The 21,536-nt window shown below is 70.7% G+C and carries 22 protein-coding genes; 10 read left to right on the forward strand and 12 right to left on the reverse strand.

Features of this window, described 5'->3' with window-relative positions:
• Positions 1–76: 76 nt before the first annotated feature.
• The 5 genes from GQF42_RS12170 to thpD all read left to right on the forward strand — a co-directional run bounded on the left by GQF42_RS12170 (position 77) and on the right by thpD (position 3,948).
• Complete coding sequence (locus tag GQF42_RS12170) at positions 77–532, forward strand: DinB family protein (RefSeq protein ID WP_158919652.1); 456 nt, start codon at positions 77–79, stop codon at positions 530–532.
• 266 nt (positions 533–798) lie between these two features.
• Positions 799–1,317: a diaminobutyrate acetyltransferase gene (gene ectA / locus GQF42_RS12175; protein WP_158919653.1), complete on the forward strand. Its 519-nt coding sequence runs from the start codon at positions 799–801 to the stop codon at positions 1,315–1,317.
• Between the two features lie 13 nt (positions 1,318–1,330).
• On the forward strand, positions 1,331–2,602 hold the full coding sequence (ectB, locus tag GQF42_RS12180; protein WP_158919654.1) for a diaminobutyrate--2-oxoglutarate transaminase: 1,272 nt from the start codon (positions 1,331–1,333) through the stop codon (positions 2,600–2,602).
• Positions 2,603–2,634: 32 nt separating this feature from the next.
• On the forward strand, positions 2,635–3,039 hold the full coding sequence (locus GQF42_RS12185) for an ectoine synthase (RefSeq protein WP_158919655.1): 405 nt from the start codon (positions 2,635–2,637) through the stop codon (positions 3,037–3,039).
• Between the two features lie 6 nt (positions 3,040–3,045).
• Positions 3,046–3,948: an ectoine hydroxylase gene (gene thpD, locus GQF42_RS12190; RefSeq protein ID WP_158919656.1), complete on the forward strand. Its 903-nt coding sequence runs from the start codon at positions 3,046–3,048 to the stop codon at positions 3,946–3,948.
• Positions 3,949–4,013: 65 nt separating this feature from the next.
• On the opposite strand, the gene GQF42_RS12195 is transcribed toward thpD, so the two are convergent.
• The 4 genes from GQF42_RS12195 to GQF42_RS12210 all read right to left on the reverse strand — a co-directional run bounded on the left by GQF42_RS12195 (position 4,014) and on the right by GQF42_RS12210 (position 7,476).
• On the reverse strand, positions 4,014–5,075 hold the full coding sequence (locus GQF42_RS12195; protein WP_158919657.1) for an aminotransferase class V-fold PLP-dependent enzyme: 1,062 nt from the start codon (positions 5,073–5,075) through the stop codon (positions 4,014–4,016).
• A 96-nt stretch (positions 5,076–5,171) separates the two neighbouring features.
• Positions 5,172–5,900 (reverse strand): DsbA family oxidoreductase, encoded by a 729-nt coding sequence (locus GQF42_RS12200; protein WP_158919658.1) that lies wholly within the window; start codon positions 5,898–5,900, stop codon positions 5,172–5,174.
• Positions 5,901–5,977: 77 nt separating this feature from the next.
• Entirely contained in the window at positions 5,978–6,481 is a 504-nt protein-coding gene (locus tag GQF42_RS12205) for a GNAT family N-acetyltransferase (RefSeq protein WP_199272654.1), read from the reverse strand.
• Positions 6,478–7,476, reverse strand: coding sequence for a GlxA family transcriptional regulator (locus GQF42_RS12210; RefSeq protein ID WP_233273330.1), 999 nt, complete (start codon positions 7,474–7,476; stop codon positions 6,478–6,480). Before GQF42_RS12210 ends, GQF42_RS12205 begins: the two co-directional genes overlap by 4 nt.
• Positions 7,477–7,525: 49 nt before the next feature.
• On the opposite strand from GQF42_RS12210, the gene GQF42_RS12215 reads away from it, so the two are divergent.
• The gene (locus tag GQF42_RS12215; RefSeq protein ID WP_158919659.1) at positions 7,526–8,917 is read left to right on the forward strand and encodes an MFS transporter; all 1,392 of its coding nucleotides are present in this window, start codon (positions 7,526–7,528) and stop codon (positions 8,915–8,917) included.
• Here GQF42_RS12215 and GQF42_RS12220 read toward each other — a convergent pair.
• Positions 8,871–9,479 carry a DUF1349 domain-containing protein gene (locus GQF42_RS12220; RefSeq protein WP_158919660.1) on the reverse strand — a complete coding sequence of 203 codons (609 nt, stop codon included), beginning with the start codon at positions 9,477–9,479 and terminating at the stop codon, positions 8,871–8,873. The genes GQF42_RS12215 and GQF42_RS12220 overlap by 47 nt on opposite strands.
• A 46-nt stretch (positions 9,480–9,525) precedes the next feature.
• On the reverse strand, positions 9,526–11,055 hold the full coding sequence (locus tag GQF42_RS12225) for an aldehyde dehydrogenase (NADP(+)) (RefSeq protein WP_158919661.1): 1,530 nt from the start codon (positions 11,053–11,055) through the stop codon (positions 9,526–9,528).
• Between the two features lie 159 nt (positions 11,056–11,214).
• Here GQF42_RS12225 and GQF42_RS12230 point away from each other — a divergent pair, with 159 nt between their 5' ends.
• The gene (locus GQF42_RS12230; RefSeq protein ID WP_158919662.1) at positions 11,215–11,988 is read left to right on the forward strand and encodes an IclR family transcriptional regulator; all 774 of its coding nucleotides are present in this window, start codon (positions 11,215–11,217) and stop codon (positions 11,986–11,988) included.
• A gap of 139 nt (positions 11,989–12,127) precedes the next feature.
• Entirely contained in the window at positions 12,128–13,585 is a 1,458-nt protein-coding gene (locus GQF42_RS12235; RefSeq protein ID WP_158919663.1) for a peptidoglycan D,D-transpeptidase FtsI family protein, read from the forward strand.
• 4 nt (positions 13,586–13,589) lie between these two features.
• Here the strand turns inward: GQF42_RS12235 and GQF42_RS12240 are convergent, their stop codons facing one another.
• A complete protein-coding gene (locus tag GQF42_RS12240) occupies positions 13,590–15,002 on the reverse strand; it encodes an NCS2 family permease (RefSeq protein ID WP_158919664.1) in 1,413 nt (470 codons plus the stop codon).
• A 258-nt stretch (positions 15,003–15,260) separates the two neighbouring features.
• Between GQF42_RS12240 and GQF42_RS12245 the strand changes: the two genes are divergently transcribed.
• Both GQF42_RS12245 and GQF42_RS12250 read left to right on the forward strand, forming a co-directional pair.
• The gene (locus GQF42_RS12245; protein ID WP_158919665.1) at positions 15,261–15,830 is read left to right on the forward strand and encodes a SigE family RNA polymerase sigma factor; all 570 of its coding nucleotides are present in this window, start codon (positions 15,261–15,263) and stop codon (positions 15,828–15,830) included.
• A complete protein-coding gene (locus tag GQF42_RS12250) occupies positions 15,827–16,657 on the forward strand; it encodes a hypothetical protein (protein ID WP_158919666.1) in 831 nt (276 codons plus the stop codon). Before GQF42_RS12245 ends, GQF42_RS12250 begins: the two co-directional genes overlap by 4 nt.
• Positions 16,658–16,872: 215 nt before the next feature.
• On the opposite strand, the gene GQF42_RS12255 is transcribed toward GQF42_RS12250, so the two are convergent.
• From GQF42_RS12255 to GQF42_RS12275, 5 genes are all read right to left on the reverse strand, one after another.
• Positions 16,873–17,670, reverse strand: coding sequence for an HAD family acid phosphatase (locus tag GQF42_RS12255; RefSeq protein ID WP_158919667.1), 798 nt, complete (start codon positions 17,668–17,670; stop codon positions 16,873–16,875).
• 39 nt (positions 17,671–17,709) lie between these two features.
• On the reverse strand, positions 17,710–18,003 hold the full coding sequence (locus GQF42_RS12260; protein WP_158919668.1) for a hypothetical protein: 294 nt from the start codon (positions 18,001–18,003) through the stop codon (positions 17,710–17,712).
• An 80-nt stretch (positions 18,004–18,083) separates the two neighbouring features.
• On the reverse strand, positions 18,084–19,817 hold the full coding sequence (araD, locus tag GQF42_RS12265; protein ID WP_158930060.1) for an L-arabinonate dehydratase: 1,734 nt from the start codon (positions 19,815–19,817) through the stop codon (positions 18,084–18,086).
• Positions 19,814–20,725, reverse strand: coding sequence for a dihydrodipicolinate synthase family protein (locus GQF42_RS12270; protein WP_158919669.1), 912 nt, complete (start codon positions 20,723–20,725; stop codon positions 19,814–19,816). Before GQF42_RS12270 ends, araD begins: the two co-directional genes overlap by 4 nt.
• Positions 20,722–21,387: a GntR family transcriptional regulator gene (locus GQF42_RS12275; protein ID WP_158919670.1), complete on the reverse strand. Its 666-nt coding sequence runs from the start codon at positions 21,385–21,387 to the stop codon at positions 20,722–20,724. Before GQF42_RS12275 ends, GQF42_RS12270 begins: the two co-directional genes overlap by 4 nt.
• Positions 21,388–21,536 lie beyond the last annotated feature (149 nt).

Genomic DNA, 21,536 nt, shown 5'->3' on the forward strand with positions numbered 1-21,536 from the left:
CGGCCATGACTGCTCCGCGGACCCCTTCGGCCCTGCCCGACGGCCCGTCCCCCTCCTGACCGGACCCGAACTCCCCATGCTGGAGAGCCGGCTGGACTTCCACCGGGCCACGCTGGAACTCAAGTGCCGGGGGCTGGACGACGCGCAGGTGCGGCTCGCCCCGGCGGAGCCGTCGTCGCCGGCGCTGCTCGGGCTCGTCCAGCATCTCGCCGAGGTCGAACGGAACTGGTTCCAGCGGGTGCCGGCCGGCCTGGAGGTGCCGCCGCCGTTCGCGGACGAGACGGGGTACGGCCTCGATCCCGAGCGCGGGCTTCAGGAAGCGCTGGACGTGTGGCGGGCGCAGATCGCGCGCGGCCGGGAGCTGCTCGCCGGGCGGGAGCCGGACGACACCGGGCGCATGGCCGACAAGCCGCCGGCAGGCGTCGAGGTCGGTGTGCGCCGGGTGCTCATCCACCTCGTCGAGGAGTACGCCCGGCACAACGGACACGCCGACATTCTGCGTGAACGGATCGGCGAAACCACCGGCGCCTGAATTCAATTTACTTTCACAATTCCCTCCTATTTCCCGGACGACAGCTTCCCGTCTTCTTCTGCCCGCTTTTTGCAGAGCTAAACGGGGCAGTTTTCGAGCGTGTTTCTTACGAGTATCTGACGGTTTCCTGGCTGTGACGCACTCCACAGGTGGGTTGATTTGCCCATATTTGCCCTGGTGCAATCTCGACATTTAGCCAACCTGCATGCGCGAGCCAGTAACGGCGGCCGTGCATTTCCTAATTCGCCTCGCTAAATTCGTGCCGCATGACTGCCGCACCCGCAGACCTTCTGATCGACCATCCGGCGGTGAACGACGGAGCCACGCTCTGGCGTCTCGCCAAGGACTCGAAAACCCTCGACCTGAACTCCTCGTACAGCTATCTGCTGTGGTGCCGCGACTTCGCCGGGACCTCGGCGGTGGCGCGTGGTGCGGACGGGGAGCCGGTCGGATTCGTCACCGGCTACGTGCGGCCCGACCGCCCGCACACCCTGCTGGTCTGGCAGGTGGCCGTCGACTCCGCCCACCGGGGTCTCGGCATCGCCGCCGCACTGCTGGACGGGCTGACCGCACGACTGGTCGCCGAGCGCGGCGTCACCGAGGTGGAGACGACCATCACGCCCGGCAACACCGCTTCCGAGCGGCTGTTCACCTCGTTCGCCGCCCGGCACGGGGCGCACCTCGAACGCGAGGTGCTGTTCCCCGCCGAGCTGTTCCCGGACGGCAGCCACGACCCCGAAGTCCTCTACCGCATCGGCCCGCTGACCGAGTTCACCGCCCACTGAGGAGCGATTCACCGTGACCATCACCCAGCCCGACCTCAGCGTCTTCGAGACCCTCGAGTCCGAGGTGCGCAGCTACTGCCGCGGCTGGCCCACGGTCTTCGACCGCGCGCAGGGCAGCCGGATGTACGACGAGGACGGTCATGCCTACCTCGACTTCTTCGCCGGGGCCGGCTCACTCAACTACGGCCACAACAACCCGGTACTCAAACGTGCGTTGATCGACTATCTGGATCGCGACGGGGTCACCCACGGCCTGGACATGTCGACCACGGCCAAGAGGTCGTTCCTGCAGGCCTTCCAGGATCTGGTGCTGCGCCCGCGCGATCTGCCGTACAAGGTCATGTTCCCGGGCCCGACCGGCACCAACGCCGTGGAGTCGGCGCTCAAGCTGGCCCGGAAGGTGAAGGGCCGGGAAGCGATCGTGTCGTTCACGAACGCCTTCCACGGGATGTCCCTGGGCTCCCTCGCCGTCACCGGCAACGCCTTCAAGCGGGCCGGAGCCGGCATCCCGCTGGTGCACGGCACCCCGATGCCGTTCGACAACTACTTCGACGGCACGGTCCCGGACTTCCTGTGGTTCGAGCGGCTGCTGGAGGACCAGGGCTCCGGGCTCAACAAGCCCGCCGCGGTGATCGTGGAGACCGTGCAGGGCGAGGGCGGTATCAACGTGGCCCGGCCCGAATGGCTGCGCGCGCTCAAGGAGTTGTGCGAGCGGCAGGACATGCTCCTGATCGTCGACGACATCCAGATGGGCTGCGGCCGTACCGGCGCCTTCTTCTCCTTCGAGGAGGCGGGCATCGCGCCCGACATCGTCACCGTCTCCAAGTCGATCAGCGGTTACGGGCTGCCCATGTCGCTGTGCCTGTTCAAGCCCGAGCTGGACGTGTGGGAGCCGGGCGAGCACAACGGCACCTTCCGCGGCAACAACCCCGCGTTCGTCACCGCCACCGCGGCGCTGGAGACGTACTGGACCGACGGCTCGGCGATGGAGAAGCAGACCCGCGCCCGGGGCGAGCAGGTCGAGCAGGCGCTGATCTCGATCACCGAGGAGAACCTCGCCGATGTGAAGGAGTACCGCGGGCGCGGACTGGTGTGGGGCCTGGAGTTCCACGCCAAGGACCGGGCGTCGCGGATCGCCCGGCGGGCCTTCGAACTCGGACTGCTCATCGAGACGTCCGGCCCTCAGGGCGAGGTGGTCAAGCTGCTGCCGGCCCTCACCATCACGCCGGACGAGCTGGACGAGGGGCTGCGCACCCTCGCCCGCGCCGTCCGCGAAACCGTCTGATCAGCAAGTCAGCAAGGAGGAAAGACAACACCGTGATCGTCCGATCGTTCAAGGACATCGAAGGCACCGACCGGCACGTCAAGGCGGAGTCCGGCACCTGGGAGAGCAAGCGGATCGTCCTCGCCAGGGAGCGGGTCGGCTTCTCCCTGCACGAGACCATCCTGTACGCCGGGACGGAGACGTCGATGTGGTACGCGAACCACGTCGAGGCCGTCGTCTGCACCAAGGGTGCGGCCGAACTCACCGACCACGAGACCGGCCGGGCGTACACCATCACGCCCGGCACCATGTACCTCCTCGACGGCCACGAGCGGCACACGCTGCGGGTCAAGGAGGACTTCCACTGCATCTGCGTGTTCAACCCGCCCGTGACCGGACGGGAGGACCACGACGAGAACGGCGTCTACCCGCTGCTCACCGAGCCCGAGGAGGTGTGACACACGATGACCACTGCGCCCACTGGCTTCGTCACCGACCTGTACCCCAGCCGCGGCACCACCGAGGTCGGCATCCCCCGGCAGGACCCGGTCGTCTGGGGCTCCCCGGACACGCCCGGCCCGATCCCGACCGGCGACCTGCAGTCGTACGAGCGTGACGGCTTCCTCGCGATCGACCAGCTGATCACGCCCGACGAGGTCGAGGTCTACCGGCAGGAACTGGAGCGGCTGATCGCCGACCCGGCGATCCGGGCCGACGAGCGCTCGATCGTCGAGCCGGCCTCAAAGGAGATCCGCTCGGTCTTCGAGGTGCACCGGATCAGCAAGGTGTTCGCGAACCTGGTGCGCGACGAGCGGGTGGTCGGCCGGGCGCGGCAGATCCTCGGCTCGGACGTCTACGTCCACCAGTCCCGGATCAACGTCAAGCCCGGTTTCGGCGCGAGCGGCTTCTACTGGCACTCGGACTTCGAGACCTGGCACGCCGAGGACGGCCTGCCGAACATGCGCACGGTGTCCGTCTCGATCGCACTGACCGAGAACCACGACACCAACGGCGGCCTGATGATCATGCCGGGCTCGCACCGGACGTTCCTGGCCTGCGCCGGCGCCACGCCCAAGGACAACTACAAGAAGTCGCTGCAGATGCAGGACGCGGGCACGCCCTCGGACGAGGCGCTGACCAAGATGGCGGGCGCGTACGGCATCAAGCTCTTCACGGGCAAGGCCGGTTCGGCGACCTGGTTCGACTGCAACTGCATGCACGGCTCCGGCGACAACATCACGCCGTTCCCGCGCAGCAACGTCTTCATCGTGTTCAACAGCGTGGAGAACGCGGCCGTCGAGCCGTTCGCGGCACCGGTCCGCAGGCCGGAGTTCATCGGGGCCCGGGACTTCACTCCGGTGAAGTAGCCCCTTGAGAACACCGGGCCGGGGCCTCCGCGTGTGGGACGGGGGGCTCCGGCCCGGCCTTGTCGTCAGTCGGCGAGCACGTCCAGCAGACGGTCGACCTCCGCGGGCGTGTTGTAGAGGTGGAAGGCCGCGCGGAGAAGGCCCGCGCGGTCGGAGACCTCGATGCCGGCGCGGCTCAGCTCCGGCTGCCGGCCGCCGAGTCCGGCAACGGAGACGATCGCCGAGCCGGGGGCGGGCACCGGCGCATGGCCGAGGTCCGCGAGTCCGGCCCGGAACCGGTCGGCGAGCGCCAGGTCGTGGGCGCGTACGGCGTCCGGGCCCAGCTCCTCGAGCAGTTCGAGGGAGCGGCGCAGCCCGGCGTAGGTGAACAGGGCGTGGGTGAGGTCGAACCGCCGGGCGGAGTGGGCGAGTTCGGCGACGGGGCCGTAACAGCTGTCCCAGGGGTCCTCGCCGGCGACCCAGCCCGACAGCAGGGGGGTGAGGCCGCCGAAGTCCTCGGGCACGGTGAGGAAGGCGGCGCCGTGCGGGCCGAGCAGCCACTTGAAGGAGACGGTGGCGGTGAAGTCGTGGTCGTCCGCGTCCACCGGCAACCAGCCCACGGCCTGGGAGAAGTCGACGTAGGTACGGGCGCCGTGCGCGCGGGCGGCCTCGCGCAGGGCGGCGAGGTCGGCGATCCGCCCGTCGGCGGACTGGGCCGCGCTGACCGCGACCAGCGCCGTGCCGTGGCGCACGGACTCGGCGATCCGCTCCAGCGGGACCGCCCGCACCTTGAGGTCGCCGCGCACATGGAACGGGTTCAGTACGGAGGTGAAGTCGTCCTCGGCGGTGAGGACTTCGGCACCCGGGGGCAGCGAGGCGGCGATCACACCGGTGTGGGCGGCGACCGAGGCGCCCGCCGCGACCCTGGTGACCGGAACACCGACGAGCCGGGCGTAGGCAGCCCGGCAGGTCTCGACGTCCTCGTAGAGCGGAAGCAGCGGCCTGCCCTCGGCCCGCAGGGCCACCGCCTCGTGCAGCGCGGTGACCGTGCGGGCCGGGAGCAGGCCGCTGCTCGCGGTGTTCAGAAAGATGCTCCTGGGGGCGAACTCGGCGCGGACGAGGCTCTCGAACGTCTCCATGGTCTCCATGGGTCCACTGTGCGGCCCGGTGAAGTCACCCGTCCATTGCGCAAAAAGACATGGATCCTCTCAGCAGGGCTTATACGTCCGCGCCGACCTGCGGTTTCAGCCCCGCTGCGGCACCGCGCACCCCTCCGGTCCGCAGGCCGCCCCGTCCCCCTGGTCCCCCTGCTGGACGAGCTTGAGCGGGGAGCGCCCGCCCCAGGCCTGGGTCAGCGCCTGGGTGAAGACCTCGGCGGGCTGGGCGCCGGAGACGCCGTACGTGCGGTCGAGGACGAAGAACGGCACACCGTTCGCACCGAGCTGGGCGGCCTCGCGCTCGTCGGCGCGGACGTCGGCGGCGTAGCGGGACGGGTCGGCGAGCACCGCGCGGGCGGCCTCGGCGTCGAGGCCGGCCTGCACGGCCAGCTCGACCAGCCGCTCGTCGCCCTCGGTGAAGACGGACCGCTCCTCGGCGAAGTTCGCCCGGTACAGGATCTGGATCAGCTCGTCCTGCCTGCCCTGCTCCTTGGCGAAGTGCAGCAGGCGGTGCATGTCGAAGGTGTTGCCGTGGTCACGGCCCCGGGTGCGGTAGTCCAGGCCCTCGGCGGCGGCCTGGGCGCCCAGGTTGTCCTCGCCGGCCTCGGCCTGGGCCTCGCTCATGCCGTACTTCCTGGTGAGCATGGTGATCACCGGCTGGGCATCGCCCTTGGCGCGGCCCGGGTCCAGTTCGAAGGAGCGGTGCACCACCTCGACCTCGTCGCGGTGCGGGAAGGCGGCGAGCGCCTTGTCGAACCGCGCCTTTCCCACGTAGCACCAGGGACAGGCGATGTCCGTCCAGATCTCGACGCGCATGCTCTCGGCTCTTCTCCGGGTCGTACCGGCGCGAAGGCTCTCCCCGCGCCGGTACGTGAACGTTCAAGCAGCTCTGTTCATTCCCCGGGCACCCGAAAGCGGAGGAACAGGTGATGGTCACCGTCGGCGGGCGGATTCTCCGGGTCCGGGATCCAGCCCTGGCGGGCGTAGAAACCCTGGGCGCGCGCATTGTCCACGTGCACGTCCAGCACGGCCGTGCGTCGCCTGTCGGCGCGCCACTGCTCCACGCAGGCCGCGTGCAGGGACGTACCGATGCCGGAGCGCCAGCGGCCGGGGTCGACGTGGAACTGGAACAGCTTGACCGTGTCGGCCGGTGCGCCGTCCGGGGTACGGAAGGAGGCGATGCCGGCGATCCGGCCCTGCTCGACCGCGCACAGCACATGGCCGTCGGGGCGCTCGACGGAGCCGCGCCAGGCCTCGGCCCAGTCGACGTCGGCCCGCGGGACACCGTCCGGGTAATACGTCGAGCGGGCCCGGAAGTGCAGATCGGCGATGACCTCGGCCTCGGCGGGCAGGGCGGTGCGGATCACCAGGGCGCCGCCGGCACGTTCATGGATCATGCAACGGAGGACGTGACCGCCTGCCGCCCGGTTCCAAGGCGGCTGAACTGGGCCCGGTAGGCGCTCGGGGTGAGGCCGGTGCGGCGCACCAGGTGGGCGCGGAGCGAGTCGGCGGTGCCGAGGCCGCAGGCGGTGGCCAGCTGGTCCATGGGCAGGGTGGTGGTCTCCAGCAGTTCCTTGGCGCGCTCGATGCGCTGGTGCAGCAGCCACTGCAGCGGGCTGACGCCGTTCTCGGCGTGGAAGCGCCGGGTGAGGGTGCGCACCGAGACGCCCGCGTGGCGGGCGAGGTCGGCGAGGGTGAGCGGCTTGTCGAGGTTGCGCATGGCCCAGCCGCGGGTGTCGGCACAGACGGTGCCGCGCTCGGGCGGCAGCGGGGTCTGGGTGAACTGGGTCTGGCCGCCGGGGCGGACCGGGGCGACCAGGGCGAGGCGGGCGACGGTGTTGGCGACGGCGGCGCCGTAGTCGGTGCGGATGAGGTGCAGGCACAGGTCGATGCCGGCCGCGTAGCCGGAGGAGGTGAGGAACTGGCCGTCCTGGGCGTAGAGGACGTCGCCCTGGACCTCGATGTCGGGGTGCCGGCGACGCAGCTCGTCGGCGTGCGCCCAGTAGGTGGTGACCCTGCGCCCGCTGAGCAGTCCGGCCTCGGCGAGCGAGAACGCACCGGTGCACAGGGAGGCGATGCGCACGCCGTCGTCGGCGACCTCGCGCAGCACCTGAAGCACCCGCGGATCGGGCGCGTAGGGCTCGCCGGTGCCCGCGACGATCACGGTGTCCGCCTGCCGCATCGCCTCGAGGCCGTGCGGAATGTGCAGGCCGAGGGTGCCGGTGGTGGGCACGGACCCGGGGTCGGGCGCGCAGATCACCACCTCGTAGCCGGGCCGTCCGTCGATCTCGACCTTGTTGAACAGCAGCTCGGGGATGGCGAGGTTGAACATCGAGACGGGCGGGGACGCGACGACCGCGACACGCAGCATGGCCAGAACCTCCGGATGCATGGCATTCAGGCCACTACTGTACGCGGACGAAGATCCGCACCATGAAGGCATGCCAACCAAGCAGACCCTCGACACATCCCAACCCGGCTCCGCCACAAGCCGGTTGCCGAACAACCCCGCCCCCGCCCTCACCCTGACCGCAGCCGTGCTGGGCTTTGCGTTGATCACCCTCGACGCGTCCGTGGTCACCGTGGCCCTCCCGGCGATCGGCTCCGCGCTCGGCGGCGGCATGTCCGGCCTGCAGTGGGTGGTCGACGCCTACACGCTGGCCTTCGCCGCCCTGATGCTCTCCACGGGCGCCTTCGCGGACCGGGCCGGGGCGAGCCGGGCGTACGCCCTTGGCATCGCCGTGTTCACGCTCGCCTCGGCGGCCTGCGGTCTGGCGCCGACGCTCCCGGTGCTGATCGGCGCGCGCGTGGTGCAGGGTGTCGCGGCGGCCGTCGTGCTGCCCGCGTCGCTGTCCCTGGTACGGCAGGCCTACCCCGATCCGGCGCACCGCGCGAAGGCGGTGGCGCTGTGGGCCGCCGGCGGCTCGATCGCGGTGGCGCTGGGCCCGGTGGCGGGCGGCGCGCTGACCACCGTCTGGGACTGGCGGGGCATCTTCTTCATCAATCTGCCGCTCGGCGTGGCCGCCCTGCTCCTGCTGGTGCGCGCCCCGCGCTCGGCGCGCCGGCCGGCGCCCCTGGACCTCCCGGGCCAGCTCACCGCCGTGATCACGCTGACCGCGCTCACCTTCGCCGTGATCGAGGGCGGCACGACGGGCGTCGCGGCCTTCGCCGTGGCGGTACTCGCCGCCGTCCTGTTCGGCCGGATCGAGGGACGCCAGGCGCATCCGGTGGTCCCGCTCGGACTGTTCAGGGACCGGGCGGTGCGGGTCGCCGTCTCGGCCGGGGCCGCGTGCAGCGTGGCCTTCTACGGCGTGATCTTCCTCTTCTCGCTCTTCTTCCAGCGGGTGCAGGGCCGTTCGGCCCTCTACGCCGGGCTGCTGTTCCTGCCGATGACCGGACTGATCGCCGTGACCAACGTGGTGTCCGGCAAGCTCGCCGGCCGCTACGGCCCGCGCCTGCCGATGCTGGCCGGCCAGGCGGTGGCCGTCGCCGGCCTGCTGGGCCTGCTGTCCGTCGGCTCCGGCACACCGGCCGCCGTGGTGGCCGTGCTGCTCGTCCCGCTGGCCATCGGCTGCGCGCTGACCGTGCCGCCGCTGACGGCCGTGATGATGGACGCCGTACCGGCGGAACGGGCGGGCCTGGCGGCCGGGGTGCTCAACGCGGCTCGGCAGGTGGCCGGCGGGCTCGGGATCGCGGTGTTCGGCGCGCTGGTGAACGGCGGCTTCACCGCCGGGATGCGGGCGAGCCTCGCACTGAGTGCCGTCCTGTTCGTGCCGACCTTCTGGCTCAGCTTCCGTCTCGCAGGTCGTCGGGCCAGCCGGGCCGGAAGGTGAGCCGGTCGTACGTCACCACGCACCCCTCACCCATGGGCGACTGGGTCATGAAGCCGACCAGCGCCGCTGCCGTCTCCTTCGCGTCGCCCAGGGTGAACAGCCGGACGAAGGTCCACCGCTCGCCGTCCCGGGAGGCGTGGAAGGCGACGGACCGCCCGGTCCTGCTGACCCGCAGCCACACCGAACTGCCGTCCACGGTGAAGGAGTTGGCGTCGTCGGAGTGTCCCCGGGTGACCACCGTGCAGACGGTGGGCACGTCCGGGGAGTACTCCAGGCACAGCTTGGCCCAGGCCCGCTCGCCGACGTGCACGTACAGCACGCCGGCGTCGAAGGCCGCCCGGAACCCCACGGTCACCCGGGCGATCAGCTGGAAGTCCCCCTCGGGCGCGCCCAGCAGCCGAGGCGCGTCGGAGGCGGGATCGAGCGCCTCGCCGGTGGGCGTGACGAACCGGTCCTGCCGGGGCCCGGCCCATCCGGTCAGCACGCCGTCCTCGTAGGACCAGTGCCCTTCGGGTCCGTACGTGCGCAGCGGGAAGGGCAGTTCGGGGAGTTCCAAGTCCATCGCCCGATTGTGTCAGGGTGTTTTCGAGCCGGCTCCGGTGGTACGGCTACCGCTCCAGGACCCCGTCGAACCGCCGGGGAAGCCCCAGGGGGTTGTCGTCCCTCAGCTCGGCCGGCAGCAGGGCGGTGGGCGCGTTCTGGTACACCACCGGCCGCAGCCAGCGCTCGATGGCCGTACCGCCCACGGACGTGGACGTGGAGGTCGTCGCGGGGTACGGCCCCCCGTGGTGCTGCGCGGGCGCCACCGCGACCCCGGTCGGCCACGCGTTCACGACCACCCGACCGGCCAGCGGGGTCAGCTCGGCGAGAAGCTCCGCACCGCGCCCCTGCCCGGCCTCCTCCTCGGCGGACAGCTGAACGGTCGCGGTGAGATTCCCCGGCAGCCGCGACAGCACCGCCGCCGCCTCCGCCTCGTCGACGTAGCGGGCCACGACGGTGACCGGCCCGAAGCACTCCTCGAGCAGCAGGTCGTAGGCCCCCTGCTCGGTCAGCCGCTGCGCCGGGACCGTGAGGAACCCGGCGCTGACCGTGTGCTCACCGCCCGCACCCGGTGTGACCGGCGAGTCGACGTCCGCCAGACGGGCCCGCTCCCGGACCCCGGCGACGAAGTTGTCGCGCATCCGGTGGTCGAGCAGGACTCCCGCGTCGGTGTCGCTGACGGCGTCGGTGAGGGACTTCACCAGTCGGTCGCCGCCGGCTCCGGACGGCACGAGCACCAGGCCGGGCTTCACACAGAACTGTCCGACCCCGAGCGTCATGGACCCGGCCAGCCCGGAGCCGATCGCCTCGGCCCGCTCGGCGACGGCCGCCTCGGTCACGAGGACCGGGTTCAGCGAGCCGAGTTCACCGTGGAACGGGATGGGCACCGTGCGCGCGGCGGCGGCGTCGAAGAGCGCGCGACCGCCCCGGACGGACCCGGTGAAGCCCGCGGCGGCGACCTCAGGGTGCTTGATCAGCTCGACGCCCGCCTCGAAACCGTGCACGAGGCCGACGACGCCCTCGGGGATGCCGTGCTCGGCGGCGGCCCGGCGCAGCACCTTGGCTACCAGCTCGGACAGCGCCGGGTGGTCGGGGTGGGCCTTGACGACGACCGGGCAGCCCGCGGCGAGCGCGCTCGCGGTGTCGCCGCCGGCGACGGAGAAGGCGAAGGGGAAGTTGGAGGCGGAGTAGACGGCCACGACACCGAGCGGCACCTTGTAGCGCCGCAGGTCCGGGACGGGCGGGGTGGCGGTGTCGTCGGGGTGGTCGATGACGACGTCGAGGAAGGCGCCCTCGTCGACGATGTCCGCAAACGCCCGCAGCTGGTAGCTGGTGCGGGCGAGTTCCCCGGTCAGCCGGACCGGGCCGAGCGCGGTCTCGGCGTCGGCGGTCTCGACCAGGGCGTCCCTGGCCGCGTCCAGGCCCGCGGCGGCCGAGCGCAGGAACGCGGAGCGCACCGCGCGGTTCGCGAGCGCGCCGCGCACGGCGTGGGCGGCCCGGACCGCCGTGTCCACCTCCTGGGCTGTGGCCTCGACCGCAACCTGTTCACGCTGCTTCCCGGTGCGCGGGTCGACACTCCAGACTGGTGCTGCTGCCACCGCGGGCCCCTTCCAAAACAAGACCGTGCTCAACTGGGTCACCCATCAGCCGCGTTCGATATACTGAACGCTGTCTCTGGTGATGAATTCGCTGCTCGGAGACTACATATCCCGGGTCCTGAATATCCAGGCCCTCGTCGAACGAAGGGGTCAACGGCGATGACGGCAGGCGACACAGCGGGCGGCGCGCAGGTCAAGTCCGCGGTACGGACCGTTGAGCTGCTCGAGTACTTCGCCGGCCGGCCCGGTATGCACTCCCTCGCGGCCGTGCAGGAGGCCGTCGGGTACCCCAAGTCCAGCCTGTACATGCTGCTGCGCACGCTCGTGGAGCTGGGCTGGGTGGAGACGGACGCGACCGGCACGCGGTACGGCATCGGGGTGCGGGCGCTGCTGGTCGGCACGTCGTACATCGACGGCGACGAGGTGGTCGCGGCGGCCCGCCCCACGCTGGACCGGCTGTCGGACGACACCACGGAGACGATCCACCTGGCGCGCCTCGACGGCACGAACGTCGTCTACCTGGCCACCCGCCAGTCCCAGCACTATCTGCGCCCCTTCACGCGGGTCGGGCGCCGGCTGCCCGCGCACTCCACGTCCCTCGGCAAGGCGATCCTCGCCACGTACTCCGACGAGCAAGTCCGCAAGCTGCTCCCGGAGACCCTCCCGGCCCTGACCGAGCACACCATCACCGACCGCGAGAGGCTCATCGAGGAGCTGCACCAGGTCCGGGAGCAGGGCTTCGCGGTCGACCGCGAGGAGAACACCCTGGGCCTGCGGTGTTTCGGCGTGGCGATCCCGTACCGCACCCCGGCCCGCGACGCGATCAGCTGCTCGGTGCCGGTGGCCCGGCTGACCCCCGCCCACGAGCAGATGATCAAGGATGCGCTGTTCGACGCGCGCGACCGGCTGACGCTGGCGACACGCAGGCTCTGACCTGCACGGGACCCAGCGCGAAAGACCCGCGCGGGAGAGCTGCGCGGGAACGCCCATGGGGCTGGTCCTCCTGAGCGTCCGATGAGAAATCGGGCGTACGGGAACGATCAGCCCCTTCCCGGTCGTCTACCTGGTCGGGATGAACAAGACGATCAGGCGGGCGTCCGTCTTCGCGCTGCTGCTCGTGCTCGCTCTGCTGGTCAGGGCGACATGGGTGCAGTTCTACGACGGCAAGGCCCTCGCGGACGACAACGACAACCGGCGGGGCGCGATCGAGACGTACTCGCAGCCGCTCGGGAACATCATCGTGGCCGGAAACGCGATCACCGGTTCGGCCCGGACGAAGGGAAGCGACCTCGCGTACAAGCGGACGTACACGGACGGCAGGCTCTACGCCGCGGTGACGGGCTACGCCTCGCAGGCCTACGCCCCCACCCAGCTCGAGGGCATCTACCAGGACCTGCTCAACGGCACGGACACCCGGCTCAAGAACGTCATGGACACCCTCACCGGCAAGCGCGCCGACCCGGGCAACGTGATCACCACGATCGACCCGGCCGTACAGAAGGCCGCCTACAAGGCCCTCGGCGGCAACAAGGGGGCGGCCGTCGCGATCGACCCCAGGACCGGCAAGATCCTCGGGGTGGCCTCGACGCCGTCGTACGACCCCTCCTCGCTCACGGACGCCAACACGGCCGGCACCGCCTGGAAGCAGTTGGGCGCGGACAAGGACAAGCCGCTGACCAACCGCGCGCTGCGCCAGCCGCTGCCGCCGGGGTCGACGTTCAAGCTGGTCGTGGCGGCGGCCGCGCTGGAGAGCGGGCTGTACAAGAACGTGGACGAGCCCACCGACAGCCCCGACCCGTACATCATGCCGGGCACGACGCGCCCGCTGGAGAACGAGAACAAGTCGGCGCCCTGCAAGGACGCCCCGATCCGCGCGGCCCTGCGGTACTCCTGCAACAACGTCTTCGGCCATATGGCTGTCCAGCTCGGCCAGGACAAGGTGAAGGCCATGGCCGAGAAGTTCGGCTTCAACGACGACACGCAGGACGTGCCGGTGCGGGCCTACGCCAGCGTGTACCCCTCCGGCATGGACAAGGCGCAGACCGCCCTGTCCGGCATCGGCCAGTTCGACGTGACCGCGACCCCGCTGCAGATGGCCATGGTCTCGGCGGCCATCGCCAACAACGGCAAGCTGGTCTCGCCCCATATGGTGTCGCAGATCACCGACAGCAGCGGTGACGTGCTGAAGAACTACGACTCCGACGCCGGCACCCGGCAGATCGTCAGCTCCTCCACCGCCGAGCAGCTCCAGTCGGCCATGGAGACGGTCGTCAAGGACGGCACGGGCACGAACGCCCTGATCGACGGCGCCACCGTCGGCGGCAAGACCGGTACCGCCCAGCACGGCGAGAACAACAGCAAGACGCCGTACGCCTGGTTCACCTCCTTCGGCAAGTCCGACAGCACGGGCAGGGAGGTCGCCGTGGCGGTGATGGTGGAGCAGTCGGACGCGGCGAGGTCGGAGGTCAGCGGCAACGGCCTGGCGGCACCGGTCGCCAAGGCGATGATGCAGGCGGCGCTCAAGGGCTGAGGCGCTACTTCACCCCGAGAACCTGCTCGACCGGATCGATGGCGAAGTACACGAGGAAGAGCGCCGAGACCCCCCACAGCAGCCAGTTGACCTCCCGCGCCCTGCCCAGCACCGCCTTGAGGAGTACGTAGGACAGGAAGCCGGCCCCGATGCCATCGGTGATCGAGTAGGTGAACGGCATCGTCGCGATGGTGAGGAACGCCGGGACGCCGATCTCGTACCGGTCCCAGTCGATGTGCTTGACGTGGGTCATCATCAGGAAGCCCACCGCGATCAGCGCGGGCGCCGCCGCCTGGAGCGGGACGATGGTGAGCAGCGGGGTGAGGAAGAGCGCGAGGCCGAACAGGCCTCCGGTGACCAGGTTGGCGAAGCCGGTGCGGGCGCCCTCGCCCACGCCGGCCGCCGACTCGATGTAGGCGGTGTTGGAGGAGGCGGAGCCGAGACCGCCGGCGACGGCGGCGGCACCGTCGATGAACAGCACGCGGCCGATGCCGGGCACCTGCCCCCTGTCGTCCAGCAGCCCGGCCTCCGCGCTGATGCCGACGATCGTGCCCATGGCGTCGAAGAAGTCCGACAGGATCAGGGTGAAGACGAGCAGGACGGCGGTGAGCACGCCGGCCTTGGCGAAGCCGCCGAACAGGCTGAAGTGACCGATCAGTCCGAAGTCCGGCGCGGCGACGATCTTGTCCGGGACCTTGGGGGTGGTCAGGCCCCAGCTCCTGATGTCGGCGACGGCGTTGATGACGATCGCGACGACGGTCATCGTCACGATGCTGATCAGGATCGCGCCCTTCACCTTCCGGGCGAGCAGGCCGATGGTCAGCAGCACACCGAGACAGAAGACCAGCACGGGCCAGCCGGTGAGCCGCCCGACGGCGCCGAGTTGCACGGGTACGGTGGTGCTCGCGGCGTCCGGAACACGGCTGACGAAACCGGCGTCCACGAAGCCGATGAAGGCGATGAACAGACCGATGCCGACGCCGATGGCCTGCTTCAGCTGCTGCGGGATCGCGTTCATGATCGCCTCCCGGAGCCCGGTGAGCACCAACAGGCAGATGACCAGGCCCTCCAGGACCACCAGCCCCATTGCGTCGGCCCAGCTCATCAGCGGCGCCAGCTGGAAGGCGACCACGGCGTTCAGGCCCAGGCCGGCGGCGATGGCGAGCGGGAGGTTGCCGCCGACGCCCATGACGATCGTCATCACACAGGCCACCAGCGCGGTGGCGGTGGCGAGTTGGCCGGTGTCGAGGGTGTGCTGGTACTTGTCCTTGGCGCTGCCCAGGATGATCGGATTCAGGACAAGGATGTAGGCCATGGTGAAGAACGTGGCGAAGCCGCCGCGTATCTCGCGGCCGACCGTGGATCCACGTGCGGAGATGCTGAAGTACCGGTCGATGCCGCCGAGCGGTGCGGACATGGTCCCACTCCTCTTTGCCTGATGGGCGCCGTGCGGACGCTGGCTGGATTGTTCCCTCGTTCCACCTGATTCAGGTTTTCTGCGTGTTACGGAATCGGGTTCGGTGGACCATACGTTGTCCGACCCCCCGTACATCGCACGCCAATTGACCACTGCTACGCTCCCGATCTCCGTCCGGGCCTCCCCCGGACCCTCGCATGTCATTTACATGACACTCACAGACGCGCTCGCCGTCGCCGTACCGAGAAGAGGTCACCCGTGGGCACAGTCGTCGACGACGCCGCCGCCGCGGAGTTCCACGCCTTCTTCGAACGGCACTACGCCGAACTCGCCCGACTGGCCCGTCTGTTGACCGGCGAGCCGGACGCCGCCGACGACCTCGCGGCGGACGCGCTGCTGGCCCTGTGGCACCGCTGGGGCCGGGTGCGCGCCGCCGACCACCCGGTGGCGTACGCGCGGGGCGTGGTCGCCAACCTCGCCCGCACCCGGATCCGCAGCGCGGTGCGCGAACGGCGCCGGATCGCGCTGTTCTGGTCGCACCGCGAGGAGAGGACCGAGAACCCGGACGTGGCCGGCGTGGTGGACGTACAGGAGGCGCTGGGCCGACTGCCGTTCCGCAAACGGGCATGTGTGGTGCTGCGGCACGCTTTCGACCTCTCGGAGAAGGACACCGCGCTCGCGCTCGGGGTGTCGGTGGGTACGGTGAAGAGCCAGACGTCCAAGGGCATGGCCGAGCTGCAGCGACTGCTCGGCCCCCAGGGCGATCCGCGGCGGATGCGGGCGGCGATGGCGGCCCGGGGCGGCGAGAGCGGAGGAAGGAACCGATGAGGCGGCAGGACGTGCACGACGAGCTGCGCGCCCGGCTGCACGAGGCGGCCGCGGCCCACGAACCCGACCGCGCGCGCATCCTGGCCCGCGTCGAACGCGGCATGACCGCGCCGTCCGGCCCCGAGCGCAGGGCCACGCGTGCCCCGGCGCTCGGCTGGGTGCGGGTGGTCGCCGCAACGGCCGCGGTCGCCGGGGTGCTGGCCGTCGGCGGGTACGCGGTGGCCTCCGCCGTGAAGGACAAGCCTGCCGTGCCGCAGACGGTCGCCGTGTCCCCGGCACCCACCCCGTCGCCAAACGCGACGACGGCTCACCCGTCGGCGAACACCACGAACCCGGCGCCCGGCGCGGGCGCCACCCACTCGACGCGCGCGGCGAGTTCCTCCCCGTCCCGCACACCGGAGGCCTCCGTGCGGCCGCCCCTGGCCCACAGCGAGCAGGAGGGACCACTGTGGTCGGACGGCTCGGTCGACCCCCACAGCAACGAGTTCTGGGCACAGAGCAATCTGACCCTGAAGACCTCGAGGCAACTGACCTCCCTCACCGTCGAGTTGAAGGTGGCCCTGACCGGCGGTGTCTCCTCGGCGGGTGCCTGGCGCTCCCTGCCGGAGACGGACTTCACCCAGACGGTCCAGGAGCGGGACGGCTTCCTCGTCTACACCTGGACCCTCAAGGAGGGGCGTACGGTCCCGGTGGGCCAGTGGGTGTTCGCGGGGCAGTACAACCACGAGCGTGGCGGCCGGGACGCGAAGGGCGACAGCTACACCATCACGGGCACCGCGAACAGTGGCGAATACGCGGTGAAGGGCGGCTTCGCGAAGCACGATTGACCGCACCCCGATGGAGTGCGGTCAGCTGCGCGAGCAACCCGAGACGCCCCGCGGCCTCGGTTCATGGTCGCCCCCACGGCGTCGGAGCCCGTCGCCAGAACCGCCGGGCCGCTCCTTTCCCCGACGATGGGAGCGAAACGGGCCGAGGAGCCGCTCCGGCCCGTTTCCGTCTCCCCGTCGCCGCCGTGGCCGGAAAGGGTTGCCGTCGATCCTGGTTACGACACGAAGTACGTCGGGTTCGGCAGCTTGTACGTGCGGTCCGCGTAGCCGCCGTCCAGGTCCGAGTACTGGTCGCCGAAGTTGGCGACGATCTCGTAGCCGAGGTCGTCCTCGATGTGCCTGCGGGTGCCGGACTTGTACTGCACGGTCGTGCAGGTCCAGGTGCCCGGCGTGGCACAGCCGCCCAGGTAGGCAGGAGGGTTGGCCTTGTCCTTGAGGAACATGTGGTCGGCGTCGAGGTTCACATCGGCGCCGACCTTCTTCAGGTTGGCGACGGCGGCGGTGCGCTGGGCCTCGGTGAGACCGGAGTTGTAGAAGACCTCGACGCCCTTGGACTCGGCGTAGCGGACCAGCTCGGGGCTGCCGAAGACGGCCGGCCGGTCGGCACGGTTCACGTAGTCGTTCCACGTGGTGGAGTTGTACGTGTAGTTGTACCGCTTCTCGTAGTCCAGGCTGAGCAGCAGCGTGTCGTCGATGTCGAACATCACGGCCGGCTTCGCACCGTGCCGGTGCGCCTTGCGCGCGGCCTTGTCGATGTAGGCCCTGGCATCCGCGTCGATCCGGGCCAGGTCCTTGGCGTACGGGCTGTCCGGGGACGCCTGGTAGACACCGTTGCTGTCGGCGGTGGTGCCGTAGTAGGTGTCGATGTCCTTCACCAACTGCCCGATGTTGTAGGGCTCGTGGGTGGAGTTGGCGGTCGACTGCCGGGCACCGGCCGCGCCCGCGCCGTACAGCGCGGCACCGGCGAGGGCACAGGCGGCACCGACGGCTACGACTCTGTGGGACTTCCGCATGAATTCTCCGGATCTGGTGGATGAGAGTGATGTACCAGGTCAGAGACTGTCTACGCGCATAACACCCCACTCTGCGAGCGCTGTTATCCGATCGATACGCACTTTGACCGCTGGTGCCGTGGAAGCCGATGCCCAGGGCGGCGTGAGGTAACGGGTGGTGCCCGTCCGGGAGTTGTAGAGCAGCACCCAGGCCACGGAGGCCAGTACGCCGGAGACGGCCCACGGGGAGAGGACCGGGGCGATCAGCGGGTACGGCAGCCCGGGCGGGGTCGCGGAGGCACGGCGCCGCCGGGGTGGCGCGGGCGGTTTCGCCACGGCTGCGGCTTGGGCCATGACTGTTCTCGGTTCTGAGCAAGCGCTTTTCGGCCGGTGTTCCAGATCTCGGGCATGCGGAGCTGTGGACGCGGCGGGGCTCAGCCCGCGTACGGTTCCTGCACCGTGCCCGGCCGCGCGAGGAACGCGAAGTCGCAGCCGGTGTCCGCCTGGGTGATCTGCTCGGTGTAGAGCGCGCCGTATCCGCGCTCGTAGCGCACGGGCGGCGGTGTCCACTGCGCACGGCGACGCGCCAACTCCCCGTCCGGCACCTCGAGTCGCAGGCTGCGGGCCGCGACGTCCAGCGTGATGAGGTCGCCGGTGCGCACCAGCGCCAGTGGCCCGCCGACGTACGACTCCGGGGCCACGTGCAGCACGCAGGCGCCGTAACTCGTGCCGCTCATCCGGGCGTCGGAGATCCGCACCATGTCCCGTACGCCTTGCTTGAGCAGGTGGTCGGGGATCGGGAGCATGCCGTACTCGGGCATGCCCGGGCCACCCTTGGGACCGGCGCCCCGCAGCACCAGCACGCTGTCGGCGGTGATGCCCAGCGAGGGGTCGTTGATGGTGCGCTGCATGGTGCGGTAGTCGTCGAAGACGACGGCCGGGCCGGTGTGCCTGAGCAGACGGGGCTCGGCGGCGATGTGCTTGATGACCGCACCGTCCGGGCAGAGGTTGCCCCGCAGCACGGCGACCCCGCCCTCGCGCGCGAGAGGGTTGTCGCGGGTCCGGATGACGTCGTCGTGGTGCACCCGGGCACCGTCGAGCTGCTCGCGCAGGGTGTCGTACGAGACCGTCGGCCGGTCCAGGTGGAGCAGGTCCGGGATCCGGGAGAGGAAGCCGGGCAGGCCGCCGGCGAAGTGGAAGTCCTCCATGAGGTACGTCCGGCCGCCGGGGCGGACGTTGGCGAGGACGGGCACGGTGCGGGCGATCCGGTCGAAGTCGTCCAGGGTGAGCCGTACGCCCACCCGGCCCGCCATGGCGATCAGATGGATCACGGCGTTGGTGGAGCCGCCGAGGCCGAGGACGGTCGTGACGGCGTCCTCGAAGGCCTCTGCGGTGAGGAGGTGGCTCAACCTCCGGTCCCGGTGGACGAGTTCGACGGCGGTCAGACCCGCCCTGGCGGCCATCCGGTCGTGTCCCGAGTCCACCGCGGGGATGCTGGACGCGCCGGGCACGGTCACGCCGAGTGCTTCGGCGGCGGCCGTCAGCGTGGACGCCGTGCCCATGGTCATGCAGTGGCCGGGCGAGCGGGCCAGGCCGCTCTCCAGCTCGGCCAGCTCGCAGTCGCCGATGAGGCCGGCCCGCTTGTCGTCCCAGTACTTCCACATGTCGGTGCCGGAACCGAGGACCTCGCCGCGCCAGTGGCCCGGGAGCATGGGCCCGGCCGGGACGAAGACGGCGGGCAGGTCGGCGGAGGCGGCGCCCATGAGCAGGGCCGGGGTCGACTTGTCGCAGCCGCCCATGAGCACCGCGCCGTCGACGGGGTAGGAGCGCAGCAGTTCCTCGGTCTCCATGGCGAGGAGGTTGCGGTAGAGCATGGGGGTGGGCTTCTGGAAGGTCTCGCTGAGCGTGGAGACCGGGAACTCCAGCGGGAAGCCGCCCGCCTGCCACACCCCGCGCTTGACGGCCTGGGCGCGGTCGCGCAGATGCACATGGCAGGGGTTGATGTCGGACCAGGTGTTGAGGATGGCGATGACCGGCTTGCCGAGGTGCTCCTCGGGCAGGTAGCCGAGCTGGCGGGTGCGGGCGCGGTGGCTGAAGGAGCGCAGGCCGTCGGTGCCGTACCACTGGTGGCTGCGGAGTTCTTCGGGGCTCCTGCGGGGCGCGTTCATATGGACCATGCGGCGGCGATGGCGGCGACCTCGGCGCGCTCGTCCGCGGGCAGGGTCCTGCTCGGCGGGCGGACGTCCCTGCGGCACAGGCCGAGCGCGGCGAGGGCCTCCTTGACGACGGTGACGTTGTTGGCGGAGCCGTGGGCGGCACGCAGTTCCTCGAAGCGGCGGATCTGCTCCCAGACCTTCATGGCGGCCGGGTAGTCACCGGACCTGAGCGCTTCGATCATGTTCAGCGGGACGGCCGGAGCGACGTTCACGAGCCCGGAGGTGAAGCCGGTGGCGCCCGCGGAGAAGTAGGAGGGGGCGTACGGTTCGGCGAGTCCGGCGACCCAGACGAAGCGGTCGAGGCCGGCGTCGCGCGCGAAGGCGGCGAAGCGGGTGGCGTCCGGGACGGCGTACTTGACCCCGATGACGTTCGGGCAGTGGTCGGCGAGTTCGGCCAGCCGGGCGCCGGGCAGCTGGGCGTCGCGCAGATACGGCACCACGCCCAGCTCGGGCACGGACTCGGCGATGGCGCGGTGGTAGTCGACCCAGCCGGCCGCCGAGACGTAGGGGTGGGCGGGCTGGTGGATCATGACCATCCCGGCGCCGAGGTCCCGGGCGTGCCGGGCGGCGGCGACGGCGGTGGGCAGATCGTGGCCGACGCCGACGAGGACGGCCCCGCGCTCGCCCACCTCCTCGAGGGTCGACTCGGTGACGAGGCGGCGCTCCTCGCAGGTGAGGGCGTAGAACTCACCGGTGTTGCCGTTCGGGGTGAGGGTCCTGATCCCGGCGTCGAGCAGGCGGCGCAGCAGGGCCCGGTGGGTGCCGGTGTCGACGGAGCCGTCCTCGGTGAAGGGCGTCACGGGGATGGCCACCACGCCGGCCAGGGCGGCTCGTTGGGTCTCGAACGTCACGCTGCTCATGGATGACCTTCCTCTGGATGCGAGTCGGGGTCCGAGGGGAAAGCACGCTGGACGAAGGAGGCGATGTGGGCGTGCAGGGCGTGCGCGGCGCCGTCGGCGTCACCGTCGAGCGCGAGCCGCAGGATCTCCCGGTGCTCGGCGGCCTCCCGGTCCCAGGAGGGGTCGGTGGCCCAGGCGACGGCGGAGACGAGGGCGGCCTGGTCGCGGACCTCGTCCAGCATCCGGCCGAGCAGCGGGTTGCCGCAGGGCAGGTACAGGGCCCGGTGGAACTCCCGGTTGGCAAGGGAGCGTTCGGCGGCGTCGGGGGCGGCGTCGGCACGGGTCAGCGCGTCGCGTGCGGCATCGAGCGGGGCTCCTGTGCGCACGGCCCTTCTCAGCGCCTCCGGTTCCAGCAGCAGCCGCACGTCGTAGACCTCACGCGCCATGTCCGCGTCGACCATGCGCACCGTGACGCCCTTGTACTGGCTCATCACGACGAGACCGGTCCCGGCGAGGGTCTTGAGCGCCTCGCGCACCGGGGTCTTGGACACCCCGAACTGCGCGGCCAGCTCCGTCTCGACCAGCGCCTGCCCGGGCGTCAACTGTCCCGTCAGGATGCGGTGTTTGATGGCGTCCAGCACGAACTGCGTGCGGGACGGGATCGGGATGGGCGCAGGGGTCATACGGCCCTCTCGGATCTCACATATCGCGTCTCATATATGACGTATGACGTACGACGCGTTGAAGATAGGAGGGGGCCGCTGTTTCGTCAATGCTTCTGACAAAGGAAGTCGGGGCCGGTGGGCGAGCCATCGCCCGCGACGGATCCGGC

Origin of the sequence: Streptomyces broussonetiae, assembly GCF_009796285.1 — a bacterium.
Taxonomy (GTDB): Bacteria; Actinomycetota; Actinomycetes; order Streptomycetales; family Streptomycetaceae; genus Streptomyces; species Streptomyces broussonetiae.

Coding starts and splice junctions, on each gene's coding strand:
- GQF42_RS12255 (WP_158919667.1), bottom strand. CDS start 17,670: ATGCGGAAGTCCCACAGAGTCGTAGCCGTCGGTGCCGCCTGTGCCCTC.
- GQF42_RS12205 (WP_199272654.1), bottom strand. CDS start 6,481: ATGATCCATGAACGTGCCGGCGGCGCCCTGGTGATCCGCACCGCCCTG.
- GQF42_RS12275 (WP_158919670.1), bottom strand. CDS start 21,387: ATGACCCCTGCGCCCATCCCGATCCCGTCCCGCACGCAGTTCGTGCTG.
- araD (WP_158930060.1), bottom strand. CDS start 19,817: ATGAACGCGCCCCGCAGGAGCCCCGAAGAACTCCGCAGCCACCAGTGG.
- GQF42_RS12235 (WP_158919663.1), top strand. CDS start 12,128: ATGAACAAGACGATCAGGCGGGCGTCCGTCTTCGCGCTGCTGCTCGTG.
- GQF42_RS12200 (WP_158919658.1), bottom strand. CDS start 5,900: ATGCGCGTCGAGATCTGGACGGACATCGCCTGTCCCTGGTGCTACGTG.
- ectA (WP_158919653.1), top strand. CDS start 799: ATGACTGCCGCACCCGCAGACCTTCTGATCGACCATCCGGCGGTGAAC.
- thpD (WP_158919656.1), top strand. CDS start 3,046: ATGACCACTGCGCCCACTGGCTTCGTCACCGACCTGTACCCCAGCCGC.
- GQF42_RS12210 (WP_233273330.1), bottom strand. CDS start 7,476: ATGCATCCGGAGGTTCTGGCCATGCTGCGTGTCGCGGTCGTCGCGTCC.
- GQF42_RS12215 (WP_158919659.1), top strand. CDS start 7,526: ATGCCAACCAAGCAGACCCTCGACACATCCCAACCCGGCTCCGCCACA.
- GQF42_RS12230 (WP_158919662.1), top strand. CDS start 11,215: ATGACGGCAGGCGACACAGCGGGCGGCGCGCAGGTCAAGTCCGCGGTA.
- GQF42_RS12170 (WP_158919652.1), top strand. CDS start 77: ATGCTGGAGAGCCGGCTGGACTTCCACCGGGCCACGCTGGAACTCAAG.
- GQF42_RS12250 (WP_158919666.1), top strand. CDS start 15,827: ATGAGGCGGCAGGACGTGCACGACGAGCTGCGCGCCCGGCTGCACGAG.
- GQF42_RS12240 (WP_158919664.1), bottom strand. CDS start 15,002: ATGTCCGCACCGCTCGGCGGCATCGACCGGTACTTCAGCATCTCCGCA.
- GQF42_RS12260 (WP_158919668.1), bottom strand. CDS start 18,003: ATGGCCCAAGCCGCAGCCGTGGCGAAACCGCCCGCGCCACCCCGGCGG.
- GQF42_RS12220 (WP_158919660.1), bottom strand. CDS start 9,479: ATGGACTTGGAACTCCCCGAACTGCCCTTCCCGCTGCGCACGTACGGA.
- GQF42_RS12195 (WP_158919657.1), bottom strand. CDS start 5,075: ATGGAGACCATGGAGACGTTCGAGAGCCTCGTCCGCGCCGAGTTCGCC.
- GQF42_RS12270 (WP_158919669.1), bottom strand. CDS start 20,725: ATGAGCAGCGTGACGTTCGAGACCCAACGAGCCGCCCTGGCCGGCGTG.